Origin of the sequence: uncultured Microscilla sp., from assembly GCF_947493425.1 — a bacterium.
Taxonomy (GTDB): Bacteria; Bacteroidota; Bacteroidia; order Cytophagales; family Microscillaceae; genus Microscilla.
On sequence record NZ_CANLRP010000034.1, the window covers coordinates 1 to 13,728 of the forward strand.

At 39.6% G+C, this 13,728-nt stretch carries 8 protein-coding genes; 6 read left to right on the top strand and 2 right to left on the bottom strand.

Annotation, left to right across the window (positions count from 1 at the left end):
* Positions 1–148: 148 nt before the first annotated feature.
* Positions 149–2,686, bottom strand: coding sequence for an SPFH domain-containing protein (locus tag Q0954_RS11365; protein WP_299456907.1), 2,538 nt, complete (start codon positions 2,684–2,686; stop codon positions 149–151).
* A 399-nt stretch (positions 2,687–3,085) separates the two neighbouring features.
* Between Q0954_RS11365 and Q0954_RS11370 the strand changes: the two genes are divergently transcribed.
* From Q0954_RS11370 to Q0954_RS11380, 3 genes are all read left to right on the top strand, one after another.
* Complete coding sequence (locus Q0954_RS11370; protein WP_299456908.1) at positions 3,086–6,148, top strand: DUF2723 domain-containing protein; 3,063 nt, start codon at positions 3,086–3,088, stop codon at positions 6,146–6,148.
* A gap of 161 nt (positions 6,149–6,309) precedes the next feature.
* A complete protein-coding gene (locus tag Q0954_RS11375; protein ID WP_299456910.1) occupies positions 6,310–8,013 on the top strand; it encodes a DNA polymerase/3'-5' exonuclease PolX in 1,704 nt (567 codons plus the stop codon).
* 138 nt (positions 8,014–8,151) lie between these two features.
* Complete coding sequence (locus tag Q0954_RS11380) at positions 8,152–9,216, top strand: hypothetical protein (protein ID WP_299456911.1); 1,065 nt, start codon at positions 8,152–8,154, stop codon at positions 9,214–9,216.
* Positions 9,217–9,451: 235 nt separating this feature from the next.
* On the opposite strand, the gene Q0954_RS11385 is transcribed toward Q0954_RS11380, so the two are convergent.
* Complete coding sequence (locus Q0954_RS11385; protein WP_299456913.1) at positions 9,452–10,018, bottom strand: hypothetical protein; 567 nt, start codon at positions 10,016–10,018, stop codon at positions 9,452–9,454.
* 76 nt (positions 10,019–10,094) lie between these two features.
* Between Q0954_RS11385 and Q0954_RS11390 the strand changes: the two genes are divergently transcribed.
* The 3 genes from Q0954_RS11390 (at position 10,095) to Q0954_RS11400 (ending at position 13,688) form a co-directional block, all read left to right on the top strand.
* Entirely contained in the window at positions 10,095–10,313 is a 219-nt protein-coding gene (locus tag Q0954_RS11390) for a hypothetical protein (RefSeq protein WP_299456915.1), read from the top strand.
* A gap of 120 nt (positions 10,314–10,433) precedes the next feature.
* A complete protein-coding gene (locus Q0954_RS11395; RefSeq protein WP_299456916.1) occupies positions 10,434–10,694 on the top strand; it encodes a hypothetical protein in 261 nt (86 codons plus the stop codon).
* Between the two features lie 237 nt (positions 10,695–10,931).
* The gene (locus Q0954_RS11400) at positions 10,932–13,688 is read left to right on the top strand and encodes a 2-oxoglutarate dehydrogenase E1 component (RefSeq protein ID WP_299456917.1); all 2,757 of its coding nucleotides are present in this window, start codon (positions 10,932–10,934) and stop codon (positions 13,686–13,688) included.
* Positions 13,689–13,728 lie beyond the last annotated feature (40 nt).

Sequence of the window (13,728 nt, forward strand, 5' to 3'; positions counted from 1 at the left end):
GCAAAAAATAGCCTCGTCTCAAAACAAAACCTCTACCTCAAGAATGGTAATTTAATTTCTCACCATTCCTAAGTGAGGAGGAATGGTGAAAAACAAAAAAATCAATGACTTTGGAAACCATTGATTTTTTTGCTGGGTAGTAGTTGGTCTAGTCTTCGTTTTCTTCTATTTCATCGCTTTCAGCCTCGTTTTCGAGCACGTGGGCAAGCTTAGTACCCTTAAGCATATTGCTAAATACATGGGCTACGCTTTTACCTCCCAATATGGCAAGTGGAGACATAGATTGGGCTACTTTTTCGGCCAGGGCTTTGTCAGCAAAAGATTGTAACGCTGCAATGAGTTTAGGCGATACGGCTTCAGCCTTTTGTACTACAGCTTCTACATCAGCACGCAAAAGCTCCAACTCTTGTTGTAATTCTTTCTGGGCAATGTCCAGTAGTAAATCTTCTTCTTTTTGCTTTCGTTCCAGTTCTGCATCATTTATTTGAGTGAGCAGGCTTTGCTCTTCCAGGTTGGCTTCCAGGTTACGTCTTTTCGACTGAATTTCAGTATTGATGCGACTTAGTATCAGTTCCAGTTCTTTTTCGGCTTCTTTTTTCTCTAGTTCAAATTGTTTCTGCACAGTGACAGATTTAGTAGCTGAAATTTTTTGATTAATGTCTTCACTCTTTTGGGTGAATTCTAGTTTTCGCTTTTCAGCGTCTATGCGCAAAGTTTGTTTGACTACTTCTTGTTGGGCAGAAATGAGCAAATTTTCAATGCTAATATCGCTTAGGCGAATGTCAAGTACTTCGAGGTCATAGATGTGTACATTGTTTTCTTCAAACAACCTCCCTGGACGTTTATTGCTCTTACTTGAGGCGCCCAATACTCCATTTCGTAAGATATCAATGCCATTGCCGTAAAAATCCATAATTGTATGTTTTTTCACCAAATTGCGAATGAACGAACGCATATGGTCAGTTAAGAACTTGACGTAGTTTTGCACATTAAACCATTTCTCAGGATCGCCGGTAAAGTTTACTCTATAAGATAAAGTAATGCTTACCTGAGTAAAATCAGAAGATTCGGCTTTTACTATATCAGAGATTTTATTGTGCAAAGCGCGTAAATATACAGTGTCTATGGTGTTTTCGGTAGTTTTGGGAGTACCTGTAGAAAGTGTGATGGCTTCCAGACTTTCGTCATACTCCAATAAGTAAGTTTGAGGTCCTACAATAACCTTTCGTTGCCCAGTTTTACTCACCACCAAAATAGCGTAGCCTGTCCATAGATTAATGGTTACTGCGCCATCATACTTTGTGTCTAAGGTAATGGTACGAGGTGGGGTAAAAGTTTGGTCACGGGTAAACTCATCCCCGGCCATTTCTTTAGATACTTTTTCTTTCTTTTTTCGGCGAGGCTTTTCAGCAATTTCTTCATCAAGTGCTTCTGCTTCTACTGCTGCTGATGGCTCAGCCGATACCTCAAGATAACCCTCGGTAGATTTTCGTCTTTCAAGCTCACCTTTGAGGTGTTTGTTATACTCCAGTGCTTCGCTGTTGCCCGGAAACCACAATTTTACTTTTTTAGGATCAAGCACCCGTTTCACAAAAACGGCTTCGCGAGGATCGGGCAAAAACATAGCAGGTCCTTTTTTAAGCGATACTTTACCCGTTTTACGGTTGAGGTAATAACGTCCTTCACCCGCTGGGATAGCTATGGCATAATGCCTTTCTTTATTCCCATATTTTATAATGGCATGTTCAGGGCGAGGGTAATAAATCATTTGTTCTTTACCTGTAATAAATAATTCTTCTCCTTCTTTGTAGGCCTGCCCGTTTTCTTCATAAGGTGCAATCACTTTGATATACAAGCCGCTCATTTCGTTGAGCTCTATTGCCTTAAATTTACGTGAGCCATTTCGGTAGACAAACTCCTCGGTGGGTTGAGGAAAAACCACGGCAGGTCCTTGTATATAACGTTTATTGCCATCCTCATCCAGCAAAATACAATATTCTAATCGTTCTAATGTAACAGCTTCTCTCACATAGTTGCCATTGACATCACGCACTACTTCTATGCCAGTAGGAGGAATATAAAAAGAAACAGAGTCCCCTTTGATAATAAGCATTTTGCCCATAGTCAAGTCGGGCATATCTTCAATGTTGGTTACCTCAGCAGTTTCGCTTCCATCACTGTTTTCTTCTTCATCTTTGGGGTGTTCTGCTGAACTTTTGGTTTTTATCACTGCTTTTGCCCAGTTTTTATGGGCTTCGTCTTCGTCGTATACCCTTACAGCCAGGTATTGATTAGACCTGAGGTTGTGCCCCCTCAGTACTTTTACCATTTGCCCTGGCCAAAGCGCAAAATTGATAGGACCAGGAATGTTTACTTTACGTCCTACATTTAATGCAACCAAATTACTTACTGTACCATTTTTGGGTTGGGTGCCATCTTGAGGTGGGTTTTTCATGACCACATACCAGCCTTCAGGTGCAGTTGTAAAAGTCTGCAGAGATTTATCCAGGGTACAACGGTCAAATTTCTTGCTTTGAGCGTCAAATATCACAGGTTTATCAGTATTCGCCAAACTGGTTTTGTAGGGACCAACATATACGTTGATATTCCCTTTGGTTTGGTCAGAAATAAAAGCAAATTCATTGGGGGTGAGCACCAAGTCGCGCTCGCGGTTTGAGTCTGACATATTGTTTCGTCTTTTGATTGTTCGGTATCTGGTTTTTGAGCAGTTATATTTAGTATAATCAACACTGCTTTATAGTTGAATGAATTTACACAAAAATTTCACCTTTTTGAATAATGACCACACTATTTGTTATTTATTCACCAAAAAGCATAAGGCAGCAACTAACCCAAAGTAGTGGTAAAACAGGAAATTTTATATTGTAAATATTTGATAGAAAAATTACCCAAGTTTACCCACTTTGCAGGTGCTTAGGGGGGAGTTTTGAGACCTAAATCAAAACAACTAGAGTGAGTTTTGAACTTATCGCCTAAAATTTTCTATTTTCGCAGCATATTCTATCCTACATGTTGGAGAATGCATGTAGAGTAATTTATCATTGATAGTAGAAACCAAAGACTTATGTTTGAGTTTAAGAAAATTAACAATATGGTAGGTTGGGCTATTTTTGCCATTGCTACCATAGTTTATATGCTGACTGTTCAGCGAACAGCCAGTTATTGGGATTGCGGCGAATTTATTGCCTGTTCATATAAATTACAGGTTCCTCACCCGGCAGGAGCTCCTTTCTTTTTGTTGCTTGGGCGCATGTTTTCTTTCTTGGCTCTGGGCGATGTAACACAGGTAGCCTTTTGGATCAATACCATCTCAGCTTTAGCAAGTAGCTTTTCTATCCTGTTTTTGTTCTGGTCTATTACTATGCTAGGGCTTAAGCTTTTACCAGTTAAAAACGAGCAAGATTTATCTCCCAGCCAAATTATTATGTTAATGGGAGGAGGCGCTATAGGAGCATTGGTATATACTTTTTCCGATTCGTTTTGGTTTTCGGCAGTAGAAGCCGAAGTATATGCGATGTCCTCGTTTTTTACTGCCTTTGTTTTTTGGGCCATGCTTCGCTGGGAGCGTATAGACGACCCTCGTAGTTCTAACCGTTGGTTGATTTTAATTGCCTATATGATGGGCTTGTCTATTGGGGTACACTTGTTGAACCTGGTGGCAATTCCAGCCTTGGGTTTGGTATATTATTATAAACGTTACAATACCTACAACCTGCTAGGTATTGTGGCTGCATTGGCTGTAGGCGGTGGTTTGATTATATTGATTATGTACGGCATTATCCCTGGTTTACCTACCTTGGCGGGTAACCTTGAAATCACCTTTGTCAATAGTTTTGGTTTGCCTTTTGGATCAGGTATTTTGTTTTTTATGGTAGTACTATTGGGAGGCGTTACCTTTGGTGTGTACTACACGCAGAAAAAAGAAAAAGTATTGGCAAACACTGCCATGTTGTGCCTTACATTTGTTTTGTTTGGGTATGCGTCTTACGGCATTGTATTGATTAGAGCCAACTATAACCCTCCTATCAATGAAAACGACCCCAGCGATATTGTACGTTATGTATCTTATTTGAAACGTGAACAATACGGTGATCGGCCTTTGGTACATGGGCGCACTTTTATGTCTCAAATTACTAAGCAAGACAGAGGAGAGGCAAAATACCGCAAGGATGACAAAAGTAAGCGTTATGAGATTTATGATTATAAGATTAAAAATACTTATGACAATACGATGTGGTTTCCTCGCATGTACAGTAAACAGTCCAATCACCCCGACTTGTACCGTGAACGTACTGGTTTAGCTAAAGGACAAAAACCCAGAACTATACATAACCTGAAGTTTATGTTTTCTTATCAGTTGGGGCATATGTATTGGCGGTACTTTGGCTGGAACTTTATCGGACGAGAAAGCGACATTCAAGATGCTGGTGTAGCTACCTTTACCAGCCGTAGCGATTTGCCCGAAGGGATTGCTAAAAACAAAGCACATAACAAGTTTTATGGCATACCACTTATATTAGGATTATTGGGGGTATTATTTATGCTCATGCGTAACCAAAGGGTAGGGTTAGTTACTGGAATGTTATTTTTCCTTACTGGAATAGGCTTAGTACTTTACCTCAATTCGCCCCCGGTAGAGCCTCGCGAGCGCGATTATATATATGTAGGTTCCTTTTATGTGTTCGCCATTTGGGTAGGTTTTGGGGTCATGTTCATGGCAGAAGTCTTGCAAGGGGTGCTCAAAAAAGGATTGGCTGCACCAGTATTGGCAACTGCTATCTCGTTAGTTGCCCCTGTGATCATGGCTCAGCAAGGTTGGGATGACCACGATAGATCGCGCCAATATCAATCTATTGAGTCTGCCAAAAACCTTTTGAATTCGTGTGCCCCCAATGCTATTTTATTTACCGAAGGCGACAATGATACATTTCCGTTGTGGTATATACAAGAAGTAGAAGGCTTCCGTACCGATGTAAGGGTGTGTAACCTGAGTTTATTGGGTACTGCCTGGTATGCCCGCCAAATGACTCGTAAAACTTACGAATCGGAGGCTTTACCTATCACGTTGAAGCCTGAAAATTACCAGACTGGTACTAACGACTACCTTACTTATTGGGCGGCAAATCAGGGAAGTCGATTCAACGAGCGAGTAGCAAATGGCATGCTAAAACAAGGCTTAAACCTAAATAGCTACATTGGTTTGTTGAATAAACAAGATAAACGATTGTATCAATCAAGGGGGAATGATGGTATTTATACATACCCTTCTAAACTATTGGCTATTAATCAAAACAAGGCAGCTATTATCAAGCAAAAAGATTTTGTTCCTAAAGATTTACACGATAAGATTCCATCTGTAATGATTTGGAATATGGGTAAACAATACATTTATAAGCACCATTTGTTGATGTTGGATATTATTGCTACCAACGCCAAAAACGGCTGGAAGCGACCCATATATTTTACCAGTAATATTAGTGGTAATAATTCATTGAATCTTAAAGAGTTTATGCAGCTCGAAGGGTTGGCTTATCGCTTGTTGCCTGTACGTGTACCGGGAGCAAAAGATGGTTTTGTAAATGCTGAACTGATGTATAAAAACATGATGCCTGTAAAGCTGGGTGGCATAAGCGATGGTAAAAACAAGGGATTTTTCTATCGTGGACTAGATGACCCCAAGGCATACCATGATGAAAACGCAAGGCGCTTTCCTACTACTACCCGTTCTTCTTTCCGACGTCTGGTGCAGCAGTTGATCAAAGAGGGTAAAATGGATAAAGCTAAAAAAGCAGCTAAATTCTGTTTAGAGGCAATTACTGATGAAGCAATTCCTTACAGTATGTTCTTTACACCTTTTATCGATGAGTTGTTTAAGGTAGGTTTGGAAAAAGAAGCACTTGAAATGGCACGAACAATAGGGCAAAGGGTAGAGCAAAAACTCAACTATATTTATGATAATAATTTGAGAAAAAGGAACCCTAACTCGTTGCGTTATGCCATGTACAATCTTTACTCTTTAGTAAATGCTTTGCAAGGTCAAAAAGGGAAAGAAGCTCAAGCATTGCATAAAAAATATGACCAAGTTCAGAAGAACAATATGGGGCGATTTAGCAATGCCTTTGAATAAAAAATAATTACTATCAATGTATATAAAAAGCACCCTCATTTGAGGGTGCTTTTTTTGTAAAGGTCAAATTTATTTGACTACCTGTTTTTTATGACTCAAATACTGTAATTAAACATAAATATGCTGTAGTTTTGTTTAGTAAAACTAAAACCCTTAAAGTCTTGACCAATCAACAAATCTTTAATTTACTTAAGTTACACGCATCTTTGCTAGAGCTACATGGCGAAAATAACTTTAAAGTACGTTCGTATCACACCGCAGTTTTTAATATGGAGGCTTTGACTGAGCCTTTGTCTGACATGTCGCTCAAAGAGCTACAGGAGTTAGATGGAGTGGGCAAGGCTATAGCCACCAAAATAGACGACATCAATCAAACCAGCACCTTTAAGCAGTTGGAGGAATATCGAGCAAAAACCCCTGAAGGGTTGATAGATATGATGGGGATCGACGGATTGGGAATCAAGAAAATAAAGGTAATTTGGGAAGAGTTAGGCATTGAAGATATAGAGGCTTTGTTGCTGGCTTGCGAAACTGATCAACTTGCTCAGGTCAAAGGCTTTGGACAAAAAACCCAGGAAAACATTAAAAACTCGCTTTTGTTTCGCAAGGCTAATGCACAACGCTTGCATTATGCCCAAGCCGAGACATTGGCACAACAACTCAAGGATTATTTACAGGAAAAATCTCTTTCAGGTAAGTTTGAAGTAGTAGGGCAAATCAGACGTAAGCTCAATCTGGTAGACCAGGTACAGGTAATTGCTACTACCCCACAAGAAGAGTTATTTACAGCCTTGACAAACTGTGAGTTTTTGGAGCAAAATCTCAAAAATACAGGTTTGTATGCTTGGCGAGGTAAATTTGCCAATAGCCCACTTAGGGTAGAAGCTCGTTGGTGTACTGCCAATGAGTTTGCTGGAGAAGTATTTATTCATTCGGCTAGTCCTACACATCTGGAGTATGCCGAAGCTGGAATGCCCACATTATACCAAATAGCTCGCGAGCATAAACTCCCTACCGAAGAAGCTATTTATCAAAAAGCCAACCTTGCTTATGTGGTACCCGAAATGCGTGAAGGTGATTTTGAGCTGGCGCTTGCCAAAACAGGTAAGCTTCCTAAATTACTGGAAGTGAGCGATTTGAAAGGTATTCTACACGCCCACTCTACCTATAGTGATGGCAAAAATACTTTAGAAGAAATGGCGCTTGCAGTAAAAAATGCCGGGTATGAGTACTTAGGCATTACTGATCATTCTCAGTCGGCTTTTTATGCCAATGGTTTACCAGTGGGCAGAGTACTTGACCAGATCAAAGAAATAGATGCGCTGAACGAAAAACTGGCTCCTTTCAAAATATTTAAAGGAATGGAGTCGGACATTATAGCCGATGGTGGGCTTGATTATGACAATGATATTTTGGCCAAATTTGATTTTATCATTGCTTCTGTTCATTCAGGATTGAAAATGGCAGAAGAAAAAGCTACATCGAGATTAATCAAAGCTATAGAAAACCCTTATACTACGATGTTGGGGCACCCTACCGGGCGTTTATTATTAAGGCGTGAGGGCTACCCTGTAAATCACAAAAAAATAATAGATGCTTGTGCTGCAAACAATGTGAGCATTGAAATAAATGCCAGTCCTTGGCGATTAGATATAGACTGGCAATGGGTACACTATGCTATAGAGAAAGGTGTAAAATTAAGTATCAACCCTGATTCGCACGAGGTTGGCACCATTGATCATGTATATTATGGTGTGTGTGTAGGGCGAAAAGGTGGGTTAACAAAAGAAATGACGTTAAATACACTCGGAGTTGACACTTTAGGTAAATATTTTGCGGATCGAAAAAAACAAAAAGGGATTTAATGTTTTGTGTTGTACCAGGGCTATAGATTAGTGGCTGGTATAGGACAAAATTTAAGGCTGTGAGGTGGTGTTTTGAGGTGAAAGGCATAGTCGTTCCCTATTGTACAATATTTGCACACACACCATCTAAACAGAACTATGAAAAATATTATTTTAGACGAAGTAAAGGGGTTGATTCAAGACGAAAATATTGGTGATGCTCTTCAAAAACTCAGTGGGTTTGTCGAAGAGCAACGTCAGGAAATGCACAATGTTTTGAGTATCCAACAGAGGTATTACAATGACTACCTTAACCGTATTGACGACCTGTCAATGAGCGAAGAAATCCACTCGCAAATAAAAACTAATTTGTGCCATAGTTTGCTCAAAATAGTAAACAATATAGAAGAGACGACCGAAAAAGTAGCTGAGCCAAGCATAGCTCCCATGCCTAATAAGTTTGACATAGACTATGTACTACCTGAGCACAGTACTGTATTTATTATAATCGATGCTGATACCCCTACCACAGCCGAAGACCTGATCAGTACAGTATACCACGATGAATCTTTTCAAGAGGCACAAGTGTTGATTGTAAATGTAGAGCAATATGCGTATTTTGATGAGTTTTTGACCGATTTGCAAGCCAATCACCTAGAAGGCTATCCAATGAATGCTTATGGCAAAGATTGGGTGGTAGGCAATCATACCCGTTTTTTTAAGTCTTTTGTATTGCCACATCAATGGTTGGCTTCTCAAGGTGAAGAGAAAGTTAGTGACGAGAACGAAAAACCTGAGGAAGAAGGGCAGGTAAAAGCGACGACTACTGAGGAGGAAACAGGTGAATTGTTAGAAGCTAATACAGAGGATAAATCATTGGTCGATGCACGTTTACATATTCCCTTTAAGGACACAGGTATACACATCAAGTTTAAGTCATATTACGATTGGTGCGAGTGTAATTTTTGGGGAGTTGTTAATAGTGGTTTTGAGACTGCCTATGGTTTGTTTACCTCTGATGAGGCGGTTTTTCAAGATATTTTTTCGGGTGAATTTTCGTCAAAACTTACGGGTGAATTTTTTAGCTTGATTCAAAAAAATGCCCCTGATTTGCCTTACAAAAAATACAGTGAAGTAAACCCTGATGACTATAAATATAAGCTTATCATTCAGCCTTATCAGCCTTTAGATAATGTACCCAACAAATCGGTTTTTATACTTTAGTGATTTGACTTAATTTTGGTGGGTTGTGTTCTCTGGCGAGCCTTAAAAGTAGCTGTGGGTGAACTTGAGTAGCCTATGACTCGGTCACCTAATCTTTGAAACGGCCTAAAAAAGTTATCCACCAGTTATCCACAAAAAAACAAAGTGAAATGTGGATAACTTTTGGCTTTAAAATTTACTGAGGACTTGTTGAACGCTTTGCCTAAAGGTAGAGGTAAAACTTTTTTGTAGTAAATTAAAAAGGAGGAGCTATATAAGTAAAGCCGTCTTCTCCTAAGTTATTAGTCAAAATCCTAAGATTTTTCTTTACATCATCATAAGGCCCTGCCAAATAGATAGGCTTACCATCTTTGCCAAACTCTATTTCGTCTATTCCATCCGTAATCAAGTCTTCGTCCAAAAACCTTTGAGTAATTGCCCAGTCCTTATCCATAGGGTCAAAACCACAACTCGCTGCGTGGTCAATGCCCCCAAAAATAATGTTATGAGCTGTTTGCTCATTAATTTGTTCATATTCACGTCCTTCTCTCACAAAATTTTCATCGACAAAATCTTCGTATTCGTCAGCATCCATATTGATAAAGTATAAGGTGCTTTTTAGCCCCAAACATCCCTTATCTATCAGGTAAACACAACAGCAAATTTTGCCGCTGGGCATTTTCTTACTTACATATACTGATACCAGCTCATGTCCCGAAAACCAGTCAGCACTGGCATAGCATTTATAAAAAGGTAAATTACTACTTTTGTTTGCAATATACTTTCTGGTCAGTTGGCGTTCTTTTTTGGTTAGTTGTTGCATTTCTTTATAATTAAAATTAACACATTTTGCTTAAATTTAGATTCCATTATATAATACTGTCTTAAAAATAACAAATATGCCTGAATTTAAAACCCTCCACGACGCCTTTGAATGGTTTCTTGAAAACGTGTATCCTCAACTTTCTTCTGAACAAAAAAGGCGATTAAAAGACGTAAGGTACGATTTCTATGCAGAAGGTAGGAAAGTATCGGTTAACCGTATGAATAGGTTTTTGAATGAATTTAGTGATTTTGAAAATATTTTCCGTGTAAATAATAAAAAACAAAAGTCGTAGATTTTTAAAATAAACGATTTTTACTATCTTTGTTTATCTTTGAAAAACAAAGATGCCCCTGAGGTACCAGATTTGACCGTCTTACCCCAGAGGCTTTGCTAAATATAAAAACTTAACAATATGCAAGGTACTAATTTCTTTGACGTTGCCCAAAGCCCTTATTCGCTTGATTGGTTTGAGCAAGGCATTCGTGCTCGTTTAGAGCATCTTTCATTATTGGCAGATACACCATTAGAAAATTATAGCCAAACTGGACAAAGTTTAAACCCCAACAGCATCGAAAGAATGACGAGCCATTTGGAGTTGTGCATGTTAGAAATGAGCTATTTGATAAACGAATTAAAGTTGTTGCAAAAACTTAAAATTGATGTGTTGCCTTAGTTTTATAAAAATAATTATTTCATTGCCTTACCCCAACGTTTTGGGTAAGGCAATTTACCCTACTTTTTTGCCCCAATATTGCCTCTGAAGTCGACACTTTTAAAAAAAATAAACCCTCTCCTGCTTTTTAATTTAAAAAGTGTAAATTAGTATTGAATTTTAATTTAGGTAAGGTATAGTTGTACAGTTATCTATACTTAGTCAGATTGATTATTAATATTGAATTGAACACACAAAATGGATAAATTTTCTTATATCGGAAACGCTGATGTGGCTTATGTAGAAGAGCTGTATCAGCAATATAAAAACGACCCCGAATCGGTCGACAGTACTTGGCAATATTTCTTTAAAGGATTTGATTTTTCGGTAGAGCAGTATGGTGAACCAGGTGAAAGTACCAATGGACAAAACGGAGCTGCTGCTACAACCAAAGGTAAAGCCTCTAAAGCCGATATAGAGAAAGAAATAAGTGTTCGTGAGTTGATCTCGGCTTACCGTTCACGTGCCCACCTTTTGTCTAAAACCAACCCAGTAAGACCTCGCCGTGACCGTAGGGCTCGGCTTGAACTCAAAGATTTTGGTTTGACTGATGCCGACCTCAATACTACCTTTGAGGCAGGACGTACTATTTTTGACCGTCCGGCTACTTTGAAAGAAATCATTGACGCCCTTAAGCACATTTATGAGCGCACTATTGGTTTTGAGTATGCCTATATTCGTGAGCCAGAAGTATTGGAGTGGTTCAAACAAAAAATTGAGAGCGAGTCGCTCAACTTCAACCCATCGTCTGACTACAAAAAAAGAATTTTATCTAAACTCAATGAGGCAGTAGCCTTTGAGAATTTTTTACATACCAAATACATTGGACAAAAACGCTTCTCGATAGAAGGGGGTGAAAGTACTATTCCAGCCTTAGACGCAGTGATCAACCGTAGCGCAGAGCTAGGAGTAAAAGAAGTAGTGATAGGCATGGCACATCGGGGACGTCTCAACGTGTTGGTAAACATTATGGGTAAAACCTACGAAGATGTTTTCAACGAATTTGAAGGCGAAATGCCCGAAGAAGCAATGGGAGATGGTGACGTAAAATATCACTTGGGTTTTGCCACCGAAATAGACACTCCTGAAGGGCATAAAGTAAATTTACAATTAGCCCCTAATCCATCGCACCTTGAGGCAGTAGACCCCTTGGTAGAAGGATATGTACGTGCGAAGTGTGACCGTATGTATGATGGTAATGTAGACCGAATATTGCCCATTCTGATTCACGGAGATGCAGCAATTGCCGGGCAGGGCTTGGTATATGAAATCACCCAAATGTCGAAACTGGAAGGCTACCATACTGGAGGAACTATTCATTTTGTGATTAATAATCAGGTAGGCTTTACCACCAATTTTGAAGACGCCCGTTCTAGTATTTATTGTACCGATGTGGCAAAAATGACTGACTCCCCTGTGTTACACGTAAACGGTGATGACCCTGAGGCAGTAGTATTTTGTTGTAGGTTGGCAGCTGAGTTTCGTGAGAAATTTAACCGCGACATTTTCATCGACTTAGTGTGTTACCGTAAGCACGGACACAACGAAAGCGACGAGCCTAAGTTTACCCAGCCTGCGTTGTACAAGTTGATCTCTAAGCACCCCAACCCACGTGAACTATACTTGAGTCGTCTCAAAGAAAGTGGTGACTTGAACGCAAGTATTGCCAAAGAAATGGAGCAGGAGTTTAAGCAAATGTTACAGGATAGGCTCAATATGGTCAAGCAAAAAGCCGTCGCATATAAATTACAACCTGTAGAGAAAGAATGGGAAGAGTTGCGTTGGTCTACTCCTACCGACTTTGACAGGGTATATGATACCAAAATCACGGCTGATATGGTGGATAAAATAGGGAAAGCATTGACCTTTTTGCCAAAAGGCTTCAAACCTATTCGTCAGATAGAAAAATTGCTCGAAAAACGCAAAGACATGTTCTTTGACAGCAAAATACTTGATTGGGCTTCTGCCGAATTGCTGGCGTATGGGTCTATACTTGCTGAAGGTAAGATTGTACGTTTTAGCGGACAAGATGTAAAACGTGGTACTTTCTCACATCGTCATGCTGTATTACACGATGCTAACACAAGCGAGCCATTTTATAGCCTTGATTATATTCAGGAAGGGCAAGAGAAAATGCGTATTTATAACTCTCTCTTGTCTGAGTATGGTGTATTAGGTTTTGAGTTTGGGTATGCAATGGCAAACCCTCATGCGCTTACTATCTGGGAAGCTCAATTTGGCGATTTTGCCAATGGTGCACAAATTATCATAGATCAGTTCATTACAGCTGTTGAGTCTAAATGGCAAAAAATGAATGGTTTGGTTATGTTGTTGCCCCACGGTTATGAAGGTCAAGGACCTGAGCATTCAAGCGCCCGTTTAGAGCGTTTCTTGCAAATGTCGGCAGAATACAACATCATTGTAGCTAACCTGACTACCCCCGCCAATCTTTTCCACATTTTGCGTCGCCAGTTAGCCTGGGAGTTCCGCAAGCCATTGGTGATTATGTCGCCTAAGTCGTTATTGCGTGACAAGAAAGTAGTATCCTCTGTATCTGAGTTTACCGATGGGCAGTTCCACGAGGTAATCGGGGACGATTATGTAGAGGCCAAGAAAGTGAAAAAAGTATTGTTGTGTACTGGTAAAATCTATTACGATTTGCTTAAAAAACAACAAGACGATAAACGCAAAGATGTAGCAATTATTCGTGTAGAGCAATTGCACCCATTCCCTACCAAGTCTATCCATTTGAAATTGGGTAAATATGTCAATGCCAAAACTTATTGGGTACAGGAAGAGCCAGTAAATATGGGAGCCTGGAGCTACATTCAGCGAGTATACCGTTACGACCAAATAGAGGTAATTGCCCGTAAGTCAAGTGCTTCACCTGCTACAGGTTATCATACGGTGCATAGTCAAGAGCAAGCAACCATCATAGAGGCGGCTTTTAAATAAGCAAAGAGAGCATTTATAAAATAAACCCCATTTAACATTA